General features: G+C 44.4%; 8 protein-coding genes. 4 read left to right on the forward strand and 4 right to left on the reverse strand.

Translation table 11 applies throughout. The features are described 5' to 3' along the window. Positions 1-163: 163 nt before the first annotated feature. Both ACHUFW_RS06720 and ACHUFW_RS06725 read right to left on the reverse strand, forming a co-directional pair. Positions 164-1,375, reverse strand: a complete 1,212-nt coding sequence (locus tag ACHUFW_RS06720) for a restriction endonuclease subunit S (protein WP_394201646.1) — start codon at positions 1,373-1,375, stop codon at positions 164-166. Between the two features lie 12 nt (positions 1,376-1,387). Then, positions 1,388-2,992, reverse strand: coding sequence for a type I restriction-modification system subunit M (locus ACHUFW_RS06725; protein ID WP_394201648.1), 1,605 nt, complete (start codon positions 2,990-2,992; stop codon positions 1,388-1,390). Positions 2,993-3,596: 604 nt separating this feature from the next. Here ACHUFW_RS06725 and ACHUFW_RS06730 point away from each other — a divergent pair. The 4 genes from ACHUFW_RS06730 to ACHUFW_RS06745 all read left to right on the forward strand — a co-directional run bounded on the left by ACHUFW_RS06730 (position 3,597) and on the right by ACHUFW_RS06745 (position 11,098). Beyond that, the gene (locus ACHUFW_RS06730; protein WP_394201649.1) at positions 3,597-4,919 is read left to right on the forward strand and encodes an ATP-binding protein; all 1,323 of its coding nucleotides are present in this window, start codon (positions 3,597-3,599) and stop codon (positions 4,917-4,919) included. A 498-nt stretch (positions 4,920-5,417) separates the two neighbouring features. Then, entirely contained in the window at positions 5,418-6,587 is a 1,170-nt protein-coding gene (locus tag ACHUFW_RS06735; RefSeq protein WP_394201651.1) for an alkane 1-monooxygenase, read from the forward strand. Between the two features lie 232 nt (positions 6,588-6,819). After that, the gene (locus ACHUFW_RS06740; RefSeq protein WP_394201652.1) at positions 6,820-7,980 is read left to right on the forward strand and encodes an efflux RND transporter periplasmic adaptor subunit; all 1,161 of its coding nucleotides are present in this window, start codon (positions 6,820-6,822) and stop codon (positions 7,978-7,980) included. Then, the gene (locus tag ACHUFW_RS06745) at positions 7,973-11,098 is read left to right on the forward strand and encodes an efflux RND transporter permease subunit (RefSeq protein WP_394201654.1); all 3,126 of its coding nucleotides are present in this window, start codon (positions 7,973-7,975) and stop codon (positions 11,096-11,098) included. The genes ACHUFW_RS06740 and ACHUFW_RS06745 overlap by 8 nt, the downstream gene beginning before the upstream one ends. A 12-nt stretch (positions 11,099-11,110) precedes the next feature. On the opposite strand, the gene ACHUFW_RS06750 is transcribed toward ACHUFW_RS06745, so the two are convergent. Together ACHUFW_RS06750 and ACHUFW_RS06755 are read right to left on the reverse strand one after the other, a co-directional pair. Then, on the reverse strand, positions 11,111-11,401 hold the full coding sequence (locus tag ACHUFW_RS06750) for a DUF3861 domain-containing protein (protein ID WP_394201656.1): 291 nt from the start codon (positions 11,399-11,401) through the stop codon (positions 11,111-11,113). Positions 11,402-11,708: 307 nt separating this feature from the next. Next, positions 11,709-20,993 carry an amino acid adenylation domain-containing protein gene (locus ACHUFW_RS06755; protein WP_394201658.1) on the reverse strand — a complete coding sequence of 3,095 codons (9,285 nt, stop codon included), beginning with the start codon at positions 20,991-20,993 and terminating at the stop codon, positions 11,709-11,711. Positions 20,994-21,164: the final 171 nt, after the last annotated feature.

Consider the following 21,164-nt stretch of genomic DNA (forward strand, 5'->3'; position numbering starts at 1 on the left):
TTCTATTTATAAATCCAACTGACGTTATTTCCGCAGCATTTAACAAAGCGATTGGGACGAGTACAAGGCGGCAAGTTTATGAGGCCCTCTGAGCATAGTTCGCTATGTGATGAGGGCGAATAAACGCAGCTAACGCCGTAATCGTTCCAATCGCGCAGTTAAATTAAACGAACATTTGCTGTAACAACCCCTTCTTCCACTCTTTGGCTTTTTCAAGTTCGGAATTGGTGAGATCAATCTTGTTATCGATTGCAGATAAGAAGTTAGCAATTTTGGTTTGTTCATCAAAGGTAGGAACTACCATCTTGTGAGCTTTTAAATCTCCGCCAGTTATTAGTGGTTGACCTGACCCAAAAATTAGACGATTTAAATCAAACTTAAGCAATGATGACTTTATGAAACGAAGGTGGTGTTCTGGTTTTACATCAATGACCAACGTATTATCTGAAACTCCAAATTGACCTTGAACTTCATTTAATTTACCTGCATTAGCACCAACCCTTGCCACAAGTATGAAGTGGCCATTATGCGATACCTTATCCGTGAATCCGATTTTGCCAGTTGATCCCCATAGCTCAATGGTTCCTTCATCAAAAGCTTTGGACTTTCCTGACTTGATAGAATTAGCTAGGTCACCCAACTTCTTCTCTTCCCAATCAGGAAACTCGCTACCGTCATCCGCTTTAAAACGTAGTGTCGGCGGGATAAAAGTTAGCAGCCCGTCTTGCTCTTGCCACTTACCATTGAACAACTGCTGCATCACACCTTTCTTGTACTCGGCGAGCTTGTCTTTCTTCTCGGTGAGTAGTGCGATCTTCTCATCGACCTTTGACAAGAAAGAGGCGATTTTTTGTTGCTCTGGAATACAAGGAGGTAGGTCAATATTGACGGCTGATAGTGTTGCTTGACCGACGTTATAACGAGTGCTGCCACCACTCTTAGTAGTAACTTCTTTGCGAGCTTTATTCGTTTTCAAAAGGTAGTTCATGCAAACAGAGTCAAAGTTGCCAACCTTTTTTCCTCGAATAACAAAACCGCCAAATGTAGCAACGTTCTTTTTATCCAAATAAACGTTAGCCTGTCCCACTTCTTCTCTAGTCTCAGAGCTTCTTTGGAACAGGATATCGCCATATTCAACGATGTTCTTTTCAAACTCTTTGTCTTCTACATCAACAGAGCCAACTATTCGATCATAAGTGATATAGTCATTCTCAATGATATCCATTACGTTAATAAATTTAACACCACGTCCGTATTGCTCTTTTGATGCATTGATACCATTTTTAAAGGTCATCAATTCGCCTAGCTCAATTGCTTGCCAATTCTCAGAAAACTCTTCAAACCTTAGCTTCGGTACATTCACTTGTTCTGTCATAACATACCTACCTTACTCTTTACCTGAAAGAAAGGGTGCTTTGATGTTGAGCTGAGAGCAGAAGTCAGCAATATCAGCATCCACCGAGTGCATCTTCATTTCTAGCTCTGCAAGGTCGAACGCTACCGCATCTAAATCAACAGGCTCTTCTTCTTCAAAGGTATCAACGTAACGAGGGATGTTAAGGTTGTAGTCGTTCTCTTCAATCTCAGACAGCTTGGCAACATGAGCAAACTTATCGGCTTTTTCTGGCTCAAGCTGTTCACGCTTACTGTAAGCCTCAACAATGCGCTCAACGTCTTCATTACGCATAAAGTTTTGCGCTTTGCCTTTTTCGAAGTGGTTAGATGCATCGATGAACAGCACGTTATCATCGTTTTTGCGGTTCTTCTTAAACACCAAGATACAAGTCGGGATACCTGTACCGAAGAAGATACCCGCAGGTAAGCCAATCACAGCATCTAGGTAGTTCTTTTTCTCGATAAGGTGCTTACGGATGTGACCTTCTGCCGCACCACGGAACAGGATGCCGTGAGGGACAACCACCGCTAATGTGCCCGTTTCATTCAATTGGTGGATCATGTGAAGCACAAAAGCAAAATCAGCTTTCGATTTAGGGGCAAGCTTGCCGTAGTCAGCAAAGCGTTCACTGTTTAAGTGCAGTTCGTTAGCACTCCAGTTCGCTGAAAACGGAGGGTTAGCTACTACCGCATCAAAACGTTGCTCTAGGTGCATTGGGTGCTCTAGGGTGTCGTCGTTTTTGATATCGAACTTATCGTAGCGCACACCGTGCATCAGCATGTTCATACGAGCGAGGTTATAGGTGCTCGGATTTTGCTCCTGACCACAGAATTCAAGGCTTCCACTTGCAGACAAATCAGGGCTACCGACTTCACGAGCAACACGCAGTAGCAATGAACCTGAACCACAGGTAGGGTCGTATACGGACTTTACGTTGCCATCTAGGCTAACCAACTTAGCAAGGATTTTAGATACTTGTTGAGGGGTATAGAACTCGCCTGCTTTCTTACCTGCACCAGAGGCAAACTGACCGATAAGGTATTCGTAGGCATCACCCAGTAAATCAATCTCGGTATTTTCTAAGTGGAAGTCGATGTTTTCTAGGTGAACCAAAACCTGACTGATTAGCTTATTGCGTGCGTCTGGGTTTTTACCTAATTTGCTTGAGTTAAGGTCTAACTCTTCAAACAAACCATTGAAGTCATCGGCAGAGTCTGCCGCTGTGGTGGATTGTTCAATATCAGCAAGAGTGCGATCAAGCTCATCGATAATGAACTCTTGTTTCTTACCACGCCCCGCTAGACTAGAGAAAAGCTGTTTAGGCGCAATAAAGTAACCAAGGTTCTCGACACACTCTTCACGAAGGTCATTGATTAGCTCTTTATCATCAGCAGCACCAACGCCAACACTAACAAAGGTAATGCCATCTTCGGCAAGCAACTCATCACAGTAGCGGTTTAGCTTGTCTGATAGGTACTTGTAGAAGATAAGCCCCAGAATGTAGTCACGGAAGTCGTCTGCTGACATATTGCCACGTAATGTGTTGGCAATGTTCCAAAGCTGTTTTTGAAGTTCTTGTTGGTGTTGTTGAACCATGGTTTCTCTCTATGCCGCTATTATCGTTAATAGGGGGTATCCGTCTTCAATTAGCTCGATTATACACATTGTGCTTACTGATCAATCATTACTAGATCAAAAACAACTAATTAGCTGGTATCTATGATTATTGTATGGCGTTATTTGGCTGAAAAGTCGTATTCCCCATTGATAAACGACTTTATTCTGCTCTCGGGCTGTCAGCCAAAAGAAACCTATGATGAAGATTGAATTAACAGCCACTAGACACTCGTTAGTTAACCAAGATTCTATACGTTTTGTCGGCAACTCAGCGCCCATAGCGAAACTTTATCTTTAGCCTCTTTTGTTGATTTTGAGACTAATGAGGTTATTTGCTATGACTGCGCATCAGTGCACTACAATGTGGTCTATTAGCAACATGAGTGTGGTCTTTTAGCTGCATGGGCGATTAGCATTGAAGGCCTAACTACGCGCTGATAGTCATGACCACCAGCAAATTTGCGCCTTAACAGTGCAAAAAAGTTAAAAACCCACACTTAAACGCGCACAAAAGTGTAGTATATTGCATTTTAATGCGCATTAAAGTGTAATAGGTGTACAGTTTGATGTTGGAATCATAGTCATGCAAAGGTTACTACTCGACAAGCTACTACAGTGGAAAGACAAAAGTGAGCGTAAGCCATTATTGATTGATGGTGCTCGTCAAACAGGTAAGACTTATCTACTGCAAACCCTGCTAGGTGAAACCTTTGAGCAGGTGTTGCGCATTGACTTTCTTGAGTCGCCCGAGATGGCTGATGCTTTTGCTGAATCACTCAGCCCTAGCGATATTATTACCAATATTGAGTTACTGACGGGTGAAATATTCAATCCAGCAACCCACTTGCTGATTTTAGACGAGATTGGGGAGTGCCCTCGCGCCGTTACCGCGCTAAAATATTTTGCAGAAAAAGCCCCACATATGTTTGTTGCAGCGAGTGGCTCCAATATCGGATTATTAGCCAGCTTTCCTGTTGGTAAAGTCGAGCAGCACAATCTACGCCCGCTGACCTTTCAGGAGTTCTTAATTGCCTCTAATGAAACACCACTGATTAACGCCTTTAACGCACAAGCTAACACATCAGCCGCCCACACTAGGCTATTTGACAAACTCACCGATTATTATTTTACAGGCGGTATGCCTGAGGCGGTTAGCACTTGGTTTGCGATGGCTAACGACAGTATTTTGAAGCGTGTGGCTGCGGTGGCAAATATCCAAGCAGATTTGATTTCAGGCTATCAACGAGACTTTGGTAAGTATTCAGGCAAAGTTGATGCTGGGTTAATCGAGGCTGTATTTAATAATGTACCTTCGCAGTTATCAGCTGTAATAGACGAGTCCGTAAAACGCTTTAAATTTAAAGGCGTTCATGAGCGAAAATCTCGCTATGGTGAATTAGAAAGTGCGATTACTTGGTTAGATAAATGCCGCTTAATATTAAAAAACTACCCCATTGAAGGCACGGCTAAAAGTCCGTTAGCTGCCTATAAAAAAGACAATATGGTCAAACTGTTTATGTTTGACGTTGGCTTGCTTAACCATATGCTAGGCGTGAGCTACAAAGAGATTAAGCAGCAGGGCTATGAGTACAAGGGCTATGTGGCTGAAAACTTTGTTCAACAAGAGTTTGCTGCACAAGGTATCGACCCAACCCATTCATGGGGGGATGCACGGGCTGAAATAGAGTTTATTATCGCTGATGATGAAGGCCGCATAGTGCCTATTGAAGTTAAAAGCGGTAAGCGCACCAGAGCCAAGTCTTTAGAGTCTTATATCAGCAAGTGTCAGCCACATAAAACCATTAAGTTAACTGGGACTCAGGGCTCGCCTGCTACTGAAAAAGTCAACTTAGTTATTCCGCTTTACTTCACTGAGTTTGCTATAACAGATCACTTAAAAAGCTAGCCCTTAGAGTACAGCCAAATTGTAATTATGGCACCATGTTAGCCACCAGCCTAACAAGGCAAAACCTCAATGCCTGCTTACCGTTTTGCTGTATCGGCCCTGCACTATTTATCTTGTCGGTTTATCAAGTCGATTTATCTAGTCGGTTTATCTTCTTGATATAGTGTGCTTAACTCAATATCAGTATGTACAAATAATCATCACTGGCAATAGGGCGTGTTGATCTTTCGAGCTGATTTTTGCAGCAGTTTGTGGGTTATTGATACAAAGCAGAGGCTTTGATATGTAGCCCCTACTTGATAAGCCGATAACGATGTAGAAAAAGCCACAAACGCTGCCCGTAGGGTTCGGCTACAAACGTTTTACTCTTTGTTGAGCGGTATTTTGCTTAGCATGCTAGGCGTCAAACCGCTCGTCGCGATTAAAATGCTTGTAGCTCGAACAAAATTTAACCGCGAAAGATCAATACGCCCTACTGACTTCAGCTTTGGAGGACAAATGAACAAAGCCGGTATATTCACTGCTGCCGACGGCACCACCTACGTGGATAAGAAGCGTCACTTTTGGTGGTTTTCGCTATTAATTCCCAGTATCGCTGTCGCGGGTCCCCTGCTCTACCAAAGCTACCAGCAGGAAGTGTTTTTATGGCTATTTTTTATTGTGGTGTATAGCCTGTTTCCTTTAATCGATTATCTGATGGGAGAAGACAGCAGCAATCCACCAGAATCCGTCATTGCCGCCCTTGAAGCTGACCCCTTCTATTCCAGAATTATTCGGCTGAATGTCCCAGTGGTGTTAGCCACCTTTATCTACTGTGCTTGGTTTGTTGCCAACCACTCTTTAAGTTATTCAGGTTATTTAGCAGTGGCGTTATTAGCCGGCAGCATTGGCGGCCACGGGCTAAACATCGGCCATGAATTGGGGCATAAACGCAAAAAGATTGATATTTGGCTAACTAAGTTAGTGCTCGCGCCCGCGGCCTATGGTCACTTTTTTATTGAACATAATCGTGGCCACCATAAACATGTCGCCACCCCTGAAGATCCAGCCTCAGCAAAAATGGGCGAAACCATCTATCGATTTGCATTAAGAGAATTGCCCGGCGCCATTAAGCGGGCGCATCTAATAGAAAAAACACGCCTTAATAAAGCCGGACGCTCGGCACTGAGCCTAGATAATCAATTTCTACAGGCCATGTTACTGACGCTTTCATTGTTTATCGGCTTGGTAGTTTGGTTGGGGCCAGTGGTCATCCCCTATTTGTGCATCTGCGCCTTCTGGTCCATGTGGCAATTAACTTCTGCAAACTATATTGAGCATTACGGCTTACTGAGACAAAAACTGGCTAACGGACGCTATGAGCGGCCCCAGCCGCATCACAGCTGGAACAGTAATCACATCTTCTCCAACTGGGCATTGTTTCACTTACAGCGTCACTCTGATCACCATGCCAATGCCACTCGTAGTTACCAATCACTGCGCCACTTTGACAACTTACCCACCTTACCGAGTGGTTATTTTGGCATGTATGTGATTGCCTACCTGCCTTGGCTGTGGTTTCGCATCATGGATAAACGGCTGCTTGCAGTGACTGATTACGATATTAACAAAATCAATATGTTGGATGAAAAACGTCAGCAGCTCATTGCAAAGTACCAGCTGAGCTAGCGATTAACACTGCTATCAAGCTCACCACTTAGCGACGAGTCTAGGCAGCCCATCTAAGCGACCCATCTAAGCGACCTGTTTAAGCCGCTGTGGCGAACTGATATTCACCGCACTGATATTCACGATATTGGCCATGACATTGACATTCCATTCACACCACCTTGATTAACCTAGCTTCTCACTCAGGTTATTTATGGATGTTTCCCGCTGGGAGATGGGTAAGGTTACTGTTATGTCGTCACACACCACGGGCCAAGGACTTATTGGCCTCTCGCCTAAACTGCATGTTGTCATTATCCTCGCGATTGCGAGTAGTATTGCTCTAGGTCTGACCCTGTTTGCCCCGAGTGCTCAGGAAAACCCACAGCCGAAGCAACGCATGAATGTCGCGGTTATGGCGCCACAGCCCAGCACATATCAGCCCCAATATACTAACTTTGGCCACGTCGAACCTCGCCACACGTTAACAGTCAGCGCACAAATGGACGGTCATTTGCAGTATCTTGCAAATGATTTAATTGAAGGCGGCTTCATCCCTCAAGGGCAACTGATATTTCGCCAGGATCAGCGAGATCTACAAGCGTTAAAAGTAAGCCGACAAGCCGAATTAGCCATTGCCACCGCCCAACTGGCCTTAGAGTTAGGTGAGCAGCGTATCGCTGAAGTTGATTATAAAATGATGCAGCAGGACTTTAATGAACAAGAGTGGCAACTCGATCACGCATTATTGCTGCGTAAACCTCAGCTTAGTCAGGCTAAGTCGCAAGTGCGTATTGCTCAAAGTGCCGTTAAGCTTATCGACAACGATCTTCAACGCAGTCAATTGATCAGCCCGCAAGATTTTGTGGTCACCAAAGCCTTGGTAAAACAAGGCGACTACCTCACTCAGGGCTCACCAATCGCACAACTCACCAGTTTAGCAACAGTCCGCGTCGCGCTATTTTTACCGCGGGCCTTGGTAAACCAAGTCGATGTCGGTCAAGTGGTCAGCCTATATCAGCCCGACACCGAACAAACGTTAACAGCTCATATTAGTGAGATCCTGCCGGCCATCGACCCGCTGACTCAGCAGCAAAAGCTGTTTGTTGAGTATCAAAATCCACAGCCAAAACAAGCTAAGCTCATCATCGGTGATTATGTTGAAGCCAGCATGGCACTGCAGAGCATCGACAATACACTCACGCTACCATTAGCCGCGATTGATCATGACAAAATATGGCAAGTTACTCAGCAAAATACGCTGCTATCACAGCCTGTTAAGATCCTATTTCAAGACCATGAGCAAGCGATTATTGCTAACCCCTTTGCTCAACCAGTCCGTATCGTTAATCATCGTATGCACCAAGCTTCAGACGGGCTAGCAGTGAATATCGTGGAGGCTTTCAGTGAGTAATCAGGTCAACGGCAATAGCTTGTCATATAAATTGATTGCATGGATGATTCACAATCCCATTGCAACCAACCTGCTCACGCTGGCCATTCTGCTTTGTGGCTACTATCAATTTGCACAAATTGAGCAGCAAACGTCACCATCATTTCGCGTTAATGAAATCGCCATTAATGCCAGTTATCCCGGTGCCGATCCCAGTGAGATCAGTCAAAGCATTGTTGAACCGATTGAGCATAGCCTCAAAGAGCATCCGCAAATCGACAGACTGTCAGCAACAATTGAACAGGATAGCGCAGACATCGTGCTGACACTCGATGACAATGCCAATGCCTATAGTGTGCTGACCGAAGTCAATAATCAGTTGGCCACGATTAACAGTTTTCCGGCCATGATGGAGCCGCTGCAGGTGGCTGTTGTAGAGGAGCTAGAACCGCTGATTGAATATGGCTTAAGCGGTGAGGTCTCGCCATTAGTCTTGCGCCAAACAGCACAACAAATAAAACAAGCCTTGTTAGCTGAAGTGGATGTCGCTAAGGTCGCCATTGAAGCGCTACCCGAGCCGGAGTTACTAATCGAAATAAGCCAATCAAAGCTAAACCAGTACCCGATCTCAATGACCGACATCACCCGCATTGTGGCGCAATCGGTATCAGATGTCTCTGCCGGAGAGGTTAGCACTCACGCCGGAAATATTGTGATTTCCACTCGCGGCCGCAAACAGCAAATCGCACAATTTGAACAACTGGTGCTGTTAAGCCAGGCAAGCGGAAACCAAGTGGTGTTAGCCGATGTGGCCAAAGTGCGTTTTGGCTACACACAGCCCAAGCAGCCTCTAATGATAAATGACGCCCCCGGTATTATGTTGGTGATTTATCAGCATCGCCGTAGCAAGCCAATCGCTCTCAGCCAACAAGTCGAGCAATTTATGGCTCAATATCAGCCCCTACCCGCTGGTGTTGAGCTGATTAGCTTGGAAGATCAATCACAATCTTTCGTGACCCGTATCAGCTTGCTGCTCAACAATGGCGTTATCGGTATGCTATTGGTGATTTTGGTACTGTCACTGCTGTTAGATATGCGCTTGGCATTTTGGGTCTGCATGGGGATACCCATTGCGATAGTTGGGGCAATGGCAGTGATGCCGATACTCAGTATCCCGCTAAATATGGTGACGCTGTTCGCCTTCATTATTACCTTAGGTATTTTGGTCGATGATGCGGTCATTGTCGCCGACAATATTTACCAAAAAATCCAAGATGGCTTACCTGCCCGCGACGCACTCACTCAAGGCGCTGGCGAGATGGTACTGCCAGTGTGCTTTTCAGTAGCCACCAACATCATTGCTTTTTTACCGTTAATGTTTGTCCCAGGTGAACTAGGAGTCATGTATCAGCCGATGACGCTGCTAATATTTGCTATTTTTGCTGTGTCACTCATCGAAGCACTGCTGATATTACCCTATCATCTGCGTCATCTGGATCGTCCCACCAGCAGTCACTATTTAGCGGGCCTACAACAGCGCAGCTTTAATGGCTTCGCCCACATCAGAGATAACTATTTCAAGCCGTTTCTCACGGTCAGTCTGAAACAGCCCGCAATAGTCATCGCCTTATTCTTTGCTATGTCGATGGTGATCTTCAGCTATGTCAGCTCAGGCCGACTAGACAGCGGCTTTGTGCCAAAAATTGAGTCCACGCGCATCGATGCTGAAATAGAGTTTCCTGCGGGCACCCCTTACCATCACCAACAACAGGTTATGCAAAAAGTCACGGCCGCGGGCCATCGCGCTTTGGTACAACTTAACAGCCCAAACAGCTATAAGCACACGCTAACCGAAGTCAGTGGTAGTTCAGCGTCCAGTACCTTTCAGATTGTCGCTGACACTGAAAGAAACTACACCGCGAAGCAGTTTGTCGCCGCTTGGCGAGCAGAAATCGGCCAACTGGCAGGCATCAAGTCACTATTTTTTGACTATGAAGTCGGCCCTGGTGGCGGTAAGGCATTATCCATCGAGCTCAGTAGCCGTGACAGCAACGCATTACGACAAGCCAATGATTATTTAATGCAGCAACTGACTCGCTTAACGGGCGTGACCGATATCGATAGCGACTTAATCGATGCCCTTTGGCAATACAATGTGACCCTTAATCAACGTGGGGTTGCCTTGGGTTTTGATAGCGATAGCTTAGGCCTTTTGCTGCGCAATTATTTTTATGGCCACGAAGTACAGCGACAAATCCAGCAGGGGCAAGAGCTGAAGATTCGTGTGCTTGGGGACCCACAGCTGCGCCATCAAGCCAGTGATATATCCAAGCTGTTAGTCGAAACACCGCAAGCTGGTAAAGTATTGTTAGGGCAAATCGCTGAGTTAGTGCCAAGTAAAAGCGCGACGCAAATCCACCGCCAAGATGGCATAGAGCAGGTAGAAGTCAGTGCCAGTCTATTGCGTGATCAAGCCAATATCAGTTTGATTATTGATGCCATTAGCGGACGCATATTACCGCAACTTAGCCAGCAGTTTCCCCAAGTCAGCGCAGAGCTTGGCGGCGAAGCCAGAGCAGAGCGCCAAGTCAATGGTCAGCTAGTCGTCGGTATCGCCACCGCCCTGTTCTTGGTCTTTAGCTTTTTAGCCATCTATTTTCGCAGTGTCGGCCGTGCTATCGCTGTATTGAGCGTTATTCCAGCCTGCATTGCCGCGGCGCTATTGGGCCATATATTGCTCAATAAGCCATTAAGTGTCATGAGCCTGTTTGGCATGATTGCCCTATCAGGCTTAGTGATTAACGGCACCTTTGTACTGTTGAAAGATGTGCAGCAATTGACTTCAACAATGGATTTAAAAGCCGCAATAATAGCCAGTAGCATCCGCCGCTTTAGGCCGGTATTGATCACCGCATTAACCACGGCTATTGGCTTGGCGCCAATGCTATTTGAAACTTCAACACAAGCGCAATATTTAATCCCGATGGCGATTAGCCTCACCTTCGGCACCGTGTTTTCAATGGCAACAATTTTACTGCTGGCGCCAGCCTTATTCTTAGTAGTCGAGCAATATTTGCGCGCTGCAGATAAGACGACGCGCAGTCAACCTGCAAAGGTATTGAAGCAAGCAGTGACTTAGTAAGTGTTGCGGTTAAGACTTTATCGCCTGTTTGACAGTGGTTTTTAACTGCTGCATGAACGTTTTAAAGTGCGGCATGAATTCTGCGAAAAGCGGATGTTTACGCTGCTCCATCATTACCGGACCAAGTAAGCGCAATGCTAAACCAACCCGCATGGCGTGCAGTGATGCTAATCCACTGCCTTGTTGCAGGTTTTCAACGACCTTAAACACATCTTCTCTGTCTTGGAAGTCAAACTGCATTTGACGCTGAGTTTCACTATCAACTGTTTCAATGGTAATACGATAATGTTTAATAGACATGGCAACTCCGAGTATGACTTTGTAAATTTGGTTTCTGCAACCGATTGCTGAAACCACTTCAATGACTCACTAGGTGATCTTTTGTGGTTAGGCGCAACAAGACAGGACTTGAGCTTCACCATCAAGAAAATGGTAAAACTTCCTAATTAATTAAGGTTTGAGGAAAACCTTATCACTCCAAACACTCTCGATTAAGTATATTTACGTCTTAGGCTGTCGCTAGAGCTAGCAAAAGGAAGTAGTAGGCAATTTAAAAATCAACTCAAAACCTACATACTTCCCCTAGAAAAATATAATCCCTAGAACATTAAAGCTTACTCTTAGCTTCATTCATTCGCTGTTTAGCAACCTTGTGATATGGGTTCGCCTCTAAAACTAAATTAAAACAGTTTATTGCTTCTTCGAACTTATTCTCTCTACGGAGAAGTTGTTCACCTAATCTAAACAATAATTGAGGATGCTTAGGATTATACTCTAGCCCTTTATGCAAATACCTCAAAGCTTCAGTATGGGCACCCTCCATTATGCATGCATCGACTAATCCCAACCAACAACCAACCATATTTCGAGAAATATCCAACCCATTGCCAAACTCTTCTTTTGCCTCTTCAATCCTCAATAAAGCGATTAAACAACTCCCTTTAGCGCGAAAAACTTGGGGATTGACTACGCCACTTTGTACAGCAACATTGATGCTCTTCAAACCTTGTTCAGGCTTTTTCATCTCACAAAATAAATCAGCGATAGCAACATATCCTGCCACATTATCCGGCTGTAATCTCACTAAGTTTTTGTAGGCTAATAAGGCTTCCTCAGTTTGTTTTAATCCCCTTAACAACAACCCTTTTGCTAAGTAATATTGTGCCTGTTCAGGTTGCGTATTTATCGCACTATCACAAACCCGTAAAGCTTCTTCAGCTCTACCTTGAGCATTTAAGAGCCTAGACCACATAACTAATGTATTTGGCTCAAACGGGTGCAATAAAAAAACATCACGCCAAATTTCCTCTGCTAAACTTTCGTTCCCCATCATGAGTGCTTGTCGCCCCTGAAGCCGTCTAACCGATACATTTTTAGGGTTTTCAATGTGCATCTGTTGCAGGGTATTAGTCACCCCCTCCAACCGACTAAGACCAATAAGGTTGTTTAATAGTGGGATCACACGGTCAACACTAAAATATCGATTGAAATAAAGCTTCTCAATCACGCTCAAAGCTCCTTGAGCATCACCTACATGTAATAGAACACGAGCAGATAACATTAACAACGATGCATTAGTATCACTATCCTCTATTCCTTCCATATAAGGCAATAGCTTCTCAATTTCGCCCCTTTTACTATATAAAGAAAAAAGCAATTGAAAAGCTTCTAGTTGAGTTTGTGAACCTAAAGCTAACGACTTTAAGAGGGCATCTATGGCACTTTCATCATGTTCGAGTTCTGCCTCTGCTTTTCCTAATCCAAACCATAATTTTGTGCTCTGAGGGTTGGAGGCTAGTGCCTGTCGATACCGAATAGCCGCATCTTGGTAACGCCCAGCAAATAATAGCGCCTCCGCAAGATCACAAAGCACAGAATCCTTCTCCCCCATCACTAACTCGGCGTGGTTAATGACCGATTTAAAGTCACCTTTACCGAGTAAATCCTGACAGTTTTTAGCAACAGATTCTAAACCATTTTTATCCATGAAATCTAACTGACTTACCGGAGCCGATTCACCTTCATACCCAAAATAACTCAACCCCGCTTGACCAACTTCCAGCAGTTGATGTTTGATCTCCAGAGATTGCTCTTGCCATCGACCAATCCCAGATGAAGCTTTGACCAACGCAAGATAAGGGGTTATTTGCTTTTTAATATCCAAAAAGTCAAACAAGCGTTTAATACTCTCTTCTGGATTTGAACAGAGTTCTTCATAACGAAGACAAAGGTACTGCCCTGGAAGATGTTGAGCAGCATAAGTTGCCAAATTGGTATTGAGCCGCTCCCAAAGCAATAGGCTTTGCTGTGTTTTAGGTAATAGCCTTTCTCTTGGAGACAACACAATTGGCCCCAAATAACCTAATTGATTCTGATTTTTTGACAACGCCATATCCCGTCCATCTCGCACAACATGAACACAACGGAAATTGGGCCAGACCTGATGAAAAAATGTAGCAAAAAATGCATGAGGTGGAAGCTTCCACCCCCATTGGCCTATAGGCGTGGTGGATTGACTGGATTCAAAAAACTTAATTAACGTTCTATCTAAATCTTCACAGATTGAAGCTTTAACCCCTTCTGGTATTGCGTGGTTCCAATATGGCAATAACTCACTAGACCAATTGCTTACCATCCCTATGCTATCGGCAGAGTCAGTCTGCTCCCCCAAATATATACCCGCATCGGATAAAATTTTTGCAACTAGACGCGTACCACTTCCACCAGAACCACCAATAATGATCGGGGCACCTCTTTTGATGACCTTATCCGACAAAGGCTTAGGTAGTACATTTATTGGTTGGGTGATCTCAATGGCATACTCCAATTCACCGCTACTTACACCACTAAACCAGCCTTGCCCGGCTTCGACTAAACTGACTTTAAACTTAATCAAGCCTAATTCAAACGGAACGTTAATAGGTAATAATAGCAAGCATGACTCACCCGGTTGCAATGCGGGAAGAGTGCAGCAGCCATCTAACTTCTCGATGGGTTTGTTATCCATCGTCAACCAGCAATTGTTCAGAGTAACTCCAGAACAGTCAGAGCTTTGCCAAGCCAAAGTGCTGGTATTTCGCACCCTGATCGAAATCATATGCTTAGTGCCCGCAACCAATGTCTTAGGCTCCTCGGTTAACACCAGTTCTGCTTTTCTTTCAATCGGCGGTAAAAGCGACACTGGGGCTTGCATTGTTTCAGCAATATTACGCTTTATGACAGTCGATAAGCCTTGTACATTGGGCTCTTCAAAAAAGCGTCCGTGAGAGCCAGGGAATACATCAACACGGTAATTGGGGAAGCTGCGTTGCCACGACAATTCGGGATTATGATAATTAATGTACGGGTTACACTCACTCTCTCGCCCAAACAATAACGAAACTTGCCCCGTGTAGCTTTGTGCCGGAAACATCCAATCGATTAGAAAAGTCAATAATACAATGCGATGTCGGCGCTGCATATGCTGTGCAATACAAAGTGCGATTAAACCACCTTGGCAGTTACCACCTATATAGAATGCCCCTTCAGGGTACAACGCCTCAATTTCGCTAACATACCTCAATGCAAGCTGCTGAATATCGTCTTCACTATATTCCATCAATAAGTGACCAGAGCGCATACCATAAAGCGGTTGATCATCTCCGAGGTATTTGGCTAGCTGGCTACACTCTTGATAGCCTTGGAACACCCAAAATATTGGTGGGCGAGTGCCATTAAGATTATGTCCAAAAATCAAACCATCTTCACTGCTTCGCGCACCTTTCCAACTACCTAAATAGCTTTTTAGGCGATAGTCTATGTCTTCAGGTAAACACCAAGGCATCGCCTTTTCCGAACTCAGCGGCTCATCAGCAGTTTCTTTTAGTGCCTCAGCCTCTGACAGGACCTTCACTAATCCACTGATCGTTGGCTGTTCAAAAAACTGCTTTAACGGCACTTTGACGCCTAATTCTTTTTCAATACGGGCAACGACATTTGCAGATAGCAATGAATGACCTCCTAAATCAAAGAAGTCATCATTGAGCCCTGGAAGAGTTGAAAGCATCAGCACCGCCTGCCATATACTTGCAAGAGAAAGCTCTAATTCCGAGCTAGGCGCGACAAACTCACCTTTAATACGGGCTGCTGTTCGCACAAACTCTGGCAAACAATGCTTATCTATCTTGCCATTCGCTGTAAGTGGAAAACGACTTAATACCATAATGCCACTTGGCACCATATAATCAGGTAGTTGCTGCTGCAATAGCCCCTTTAATTCCGCCCCTAAACGTACCTGCTGCGAACGCTGAGCTGGTCGATTAACATAACGATGATAATCACCCGGTTGACCCGGTCCCTCATGCGCTGCCACCCAGCAAGGGTTAAACACCACCTGGTAGCCCCCCGTTGCTTCCAGCTCTAGGAAAATAAGCTCGGCATCCATAAGACGCGCTAACTCAAAAAGTCGATTAGGATCTTCCCCTTTGCGTTCTATAGTTTTATACAGATCTTTGAGCGGCAAATAATCTGACTGTTCCTGCTGTATTTGTTCATATAGCTGCACAGCCTCACTAGCACGACTATCTTGCAGACCTCGCACACCATAAGCCTGACCAGCATCAGCACTGATTTTTACCCGAAGTGTCTCACGCCAAATATCAGCTTCGTCCCAATCTATCCAGTGTATCCCATCATTGAGTTGTTGACGTCCACCGAGTTTCAGGCTGACATCAAACCGGAAACGACTGAGTTCATTGTCATAATCACCCGACTTTAATCGCACCTCTGCCCGAGCAATACCCGGCCAATTCTGTGCTAGCTCCTCAAAAAATTCCGGTGCGAGTAACAGCTCTTCTTCATCCTGAAGCGCTTGACGATAACGACCGCTCACCCACTCCAATAACGCATTTTCATCAGCACGGTACGCGATCACTGAAGCATGATAAGCTTCTAACATCTTAAGGTTACGAATGTCCCCCATAAAAATGTTAGCGTCTGCAGTGCACACCCTGCACAACTGCTTAATCACCTCTAATAAGTATTCGACATCAGGAAAATATTGCACCACCGAGTTAAGAATAACTAAGTCAACACAGCCAGTCTCAAGAAAGCCAAGTTCGTGCGCTAATCCTTGATGTAATTCGACATGAGCCAAGTCATCACGTTCGGCTATCGTTGCCCCCAAACGCGCCAAAGCGGCATCTGAGAAATCAAGCCCAATATAACGCTCAACATCAGCTGCTAATCGAGTCAACAATAAGCCGGTACCACAACCAATTTCCAGCACACGGGTACTTGAAAATTGGCGTATCTGAGCCACGGTTTCATTGACCCATATTCTCATTTCATCAGCCGCAATAGCCTCACCGGTATAGCTGCTATTCCACCCCACAATATCAAACTCTGATGGCGCAGCTGAACTGTTATAAGTTTGCTGATAAAGGGCTTGCCAGTGTCGAATATGACTTTGTCCGTTAAGTTGTTGCGACTCTTCATCTTGTCTCGCTATCACATAACCACTGAGGTGTTTGTCCTCTCCTTCTCCTGCCAATACGACCAACGCGTCTTCTACTTCTGTATGTTCACGTAATGCGGTTTCAACCTCCCCTAACTCAATACGATAACCGCGCAACTTAACTTGGTCATCGAAGCGCCCCAAAAACTCTAACTCGCCGTCATAACTCCAGCGCGCCTTATCACCACTGCGATAAAGGCGCTGTTTACAACCTAATACATCAACCTCAACAAAGCGCTCGGCAGTCAGTGCGGGACGGTTTAGGTAACCGCGCGCCAAACCAACACCGCCGATGTACAACTCACCCGCAACCCCCGGTGGCAGTGGCTGCCCATTGGGGTCTAAGATCAATATTTGTGTATTGGCCAAGGGACGACCGATGCTATTTGCCACTGAGGTAGATTGCAATTGACTGCCCGACGCCCACACTGTGGCTTCAGTCGGACCATAAAGGTTATATGACACTGGCGCCAGTTGAGAGAGCGCACTAGCGAGTTCCTCATTGAGAGCTTCGCCAGTAGAAATGATAACTTTACACCAGTCCATCCCCACTAACTTATGGTAGATACTCATCCAGGTCACAGGCGTAGCTTGAATATGTGAAGGTTTATCACATTTGATTTTCTCAACCAGTACAGAGAAATCATTCGTGACAGAACTCTCAACCAATAAAACCGCTCCCCCTATAATCAGTGGCATTAGGTTCTCGATCACGGAAATATCGAAAGCAATATTAGTTATCGAAAGAAATTGGTCATTCAATGTAAAATCTAGCATTGAAGATTGGGTTTGTAGTAAGTGAGTCAAAGATTGATGGGTGACCATCACGCCTTTGGGTTTGCCTGTCGATCCAGAAGTATAGATAACATAAGCCAGCTGTTCGCCACTTATCGCTACAACAGGGTTACGGGTATTCGTATTGGCTTCTGCCTGAGTGAGTACTAAGCTGATATCTAGGTATTGAAGGAGCGCCAACTGCGGCAACGATTCAATAAGGTTTGCTTGTGTCAGCAGTAACCTCACACCACTGTCTTCGAGTAAATAACGCAGCCGTGAAGCTGGGTAGCTTACATCTATCGGCACATACGCACCGCCAGCTTTTACAATAGCCAATAACCCGATAATCATTTCGACAGAGCGTTCGACGCACAGTCCCACCAAGGTCTCCACCGTGACACCAAGCGCAATCAATTGATGTGCAAGCTGGTTAGCCCGCTGATTAAGTTCGCGATAAGTGAGCTGTCCTCCTTCAAAAACTATGGCTATAGACTCAGGCCTCGCCACGACCTGTTGTTCAAAAAGCTCCACCACCGTGAAATCTGCCACTGGCTCAACCTCACCTTGTGACCACTTCTGCCATTGCACTTGCTGTGAAGTCGATAACACATTGTAGTCACATAAACGCGAGTCAGGCTTATCAATCACCCGTTCTAATAGTTGATGAAAATGCTCATCCATCCCTGAAATCTGCTGCGCATCAAACAAGTCTTGATTGTATATCCAAACCAGCTCATGACATCCCTGATGCTCAAGTACATGCACCTCTAAATCAAAACGCACCCGTAACGCTTGTGATACTTCAGATTGTATATCAAGCCCCACTATATTGGGCGTTGTCATTGGGGTATTATGAACTGCAAAAGTGACTTGAAATAATGGCGGCGTGCTGAGATCACGCTCTGGATTTATAGTCTCGACTAACTGTTCAAACGGCACATCCTGAAATTGGTAGGCAGCCATCGTTGTGTGCTTAACCGACTCAAGAAGTTGTATGAAAGTCATCTCTGCCTCAGGTTTGAGGCGCATAACCAGTGAATTAACAAAAAAACCAATCAAATCTTCTAACTGTGGTTCTTGCCGATTAGCCACTGGTGAACCAATAGTAAAATCAGACTGGCCGCTATAACGCCCCATTAATACAGAAAAAGCACTTAACAATGTCATATACAGTGTTGCTTGATGTGATAACCCAAGCTGTTCTAATGAAGCAATGGTTGCCGCTGGAATGATACTGTTATGGCGTCGAGCGATATATGTCTGACTGGCAGGTCTTGGCAAAGTAGGTAAGTCAATTTTTTTCGGGATTCCAGCTAACTGAGTCTGCCAATACTTCAATCCTTCAGCGAGTCTTTCTTCACTTAACCATTGTCGCTGCCACAACGAAAAATCGGCATATTGAACATTCAAAGACTCGATTTTAGGCTGCTTGCCTTGTGAGTAAGCGTTGTAATAGTGGCTAAAGTCTCGGCTCTGCACTCCCCTTGACCAACCGTCAGAGATGATATGATGTAAGTTACTCAACAACAGGTGATCTTGGGCATTGAGTTTCAGCAAGCGAGCGCGTATCAGCGGCCCGGTAGCTAAATCAAACCCTTCTTGCCATTGTTTTTCAAGTTCCAATTCAACAACATCTTGCTGCTCACTCCCCGATAAATGACAAAGATCTTCAACCGGTATATCGATGATTAGCTCTGGAATAATCACTTGCTCAGGCTCACCATTACGTTCGACAAAACGAGTCCGTAAGGTTTCATGACGAGCAATTAATGCATTAAAAGACTGCACTAAGGCAGTAAGATCCAATGTCCCCTTCATACGCCACGCGTCTGGCATATTATACTCTGTACTACAACCTTCTTGCAGTCGGTCAAGAAACCACAAACGCTGCTGAGCGTATGAAAGTGGCAGCCTATTGGGCCGATGAATCACGTTAAGTTTAGGCTTTTTATTGTCTTTTTGGGGCGTCAGTTTCTCGATAAAAAGCGCTAGGCTCTTTATCGTAGGGTATTCAAACAAGCGACGCACGCCAAGATCTAAACCAAGTAATTGATGAAGGCGACTCATCACCTGAGTCGCCTTAAGAGAGTGGCCACCTAACGAAAAAAAGTTATCATTAACACTGACCTTTTCGATTTCCAAAACCTCTAACCAAAGCGATAAAAGCATTGCTTCCACTTTGCTTTTGGGCTCAATAAACTCAGCCTCTTCATCTACACTCAGATTTTCTGATAAATGCTGCTTCTCTACTTGTTTTGGCTCTATGAGGCGAAAAGAATGTGGCTTTGCTCTATATTCCCATATTTCATAAAGCACTCTTTCAAAACCAATCTGAAATTGTTGAATGGTTGACTGAGAAAATAACTCTTCTTTATATCCCCAATATAACGACAGTCCTTCTGGAGCCTCCAACACCCCTAACTGAAGGTCGAATTGGCTAGCTTGACCCACTGCATTGTAGAACTCGTTGGCACCACTTATTGAGAACTTTTCAAAATCCTGCTCTAAGCTATTGAATTTTTGATAGTTAAATCCAATTTGAGCAAGCGGATTGTGAGATACATGACGTTCAGGGCTAACCTCATTGACAATATTAGCAAAAGGAACACCTTGATTCTTAATACCCTCCCAAATGCCTTTTTTAACTATGTCTAAAAGGCCGCTCCACGACAAATCACCACTCCATTTAACTCGTAAAGGCATCAAATTAGATAGGCAACCAATTAATTCAGCAAATTCAATATCTACACGTTCAGATAAAGGAACCCCCAAAACCCAATCAGTACTGTTACCACGTTGAGCAAGAAAGAAAATGAAAGAAGTAAGCAACGTAATATTTAAGGAGGCACCTTCTAAGCGGCTAACTGTTCTTAGTTTATTAGCCAAGTCTGCATCAAGGCTGTATGTTAAGAAGTTACATTGCTTATTTTTTTGTTTATCCTCTGGTGAATCGAATGGTAGGCTGTGGAGTGAAGGGGCTCCTTTTAGTTTGCTCTTCCAATAACGTAGTTTCCCATAATAATCTTCTCCAATGATCGAGGAACGCTGCCTATCAATAAAATCTAGATAGGTTATGCTTATGGGCAGCAAAGATGGGGGGTTATTGGATAAAAGTGCGTCATATAAACTGAGCACTTCTTTCATCAAAATAATTAGCGACTCTGAATCACATACAATTCTGTGAGCATGTATCGAAAATACATATTTGTCTTTACTTAAGGCAATAACGATCATTCGCCAAGTTAATCCTGACCTCAAATCAAACGGCTGTAGATCAAAGTCATCCAAACATTTAATCAGGTCTTCATTCTGCATATTCCCACTTAAAGACCCAGACTGATTTAAATCAACAAAAGCTAAGCTGTCAAAACCTGTAGAATATATATTTTGTTCTGGCACACCATTACTTTCATCGAATGAAGCTCTCAAAACAAGATGTCTACGAATGACCTCATCTAAGGCCTTTCTTAACAAAGCATAGTTTAGCGGTCCATTGAACTCGATAGACAGCTTTAAGCTATTAGACGCTTCATTGTCATACCTCATCTGTTCAACAAGCCACAAACTTTGTTGTTCTGATGAAAGCGGAAAAGGGCCATTTTCTATATCTCTATGCTTCATACTTCTCTAGTCTGTCCTGCTATCTGATCAAGGGTAGGAACCACAAATTCTGGTCAATTTTTTATATTCCATGGTATTATGATTAATAATAAATTCGTTGAAGAGCCAAGTAGAGTATTGTAAATTATCTAATATCTATTCTCCAAAGCTAACCGCCACCCACAACTACCA

The sequence above is a fragment of the Shewanella waksmanii genome (assembly GCF_043643685.1).
Classification (GTDB): Bacteria; Pseudomonadota; Gammaproteobacteria; order Enterobacterales; family Shewanellaceae; genus Shewanella; species Shewanella waksmanii_A.

Coding starts and splice junctions, on each gene's coding strand:
- ACHUFW_RS06720 (WP_394201646.1), bottom strand. CDS start 1,375: ATGACAGAACAAGTGAATGTACCGAAGCTAAGGTTTGAAGAGTTTTCT.
- ACHUFW_RS06725 (WP_394201648.1), bottom strand. CDS start 2,992: ATGGTTCAACAACACCAACAAGAACTTCAAAAACAGCTTTGGAACATT.
- ACHUFW_RS06730 (WP_394201649.1), top strand. CDS start 3,597: ATGCAAAGGTTACTACTCGACAAGCTACTACAGTGGAAAGACAAAAGT.
- ACHUFW_RS06735 (WP_394201651.1), top strand. CDS start 5,418: ATGAACAAAGCCGGTATATTCACTGCTGCCGACGGCACCACCTACGTG.
- ACHUFW_RS06740 (WP_394201652.1), top strand. CDS start 6,820: ATGTCGTCACACACCACGGGCCAAGGACTTATTGGCCTCTCGCCTAAA.
- ACHUFW_RS06750 (WP_394201656.1), bottom strand. CDS start 11,401: ATGTCTATTAAACATTATCGTATTACCATTGAAACAGTTGATAGTGAA.
- ACHUFW_RS06755 (WP_394201658.1), bottom strand. CDS start 20,993: ATGAAGCATAGAGATATAGAAAATGGCCCTTTTCCGCTTTCATCAGAA.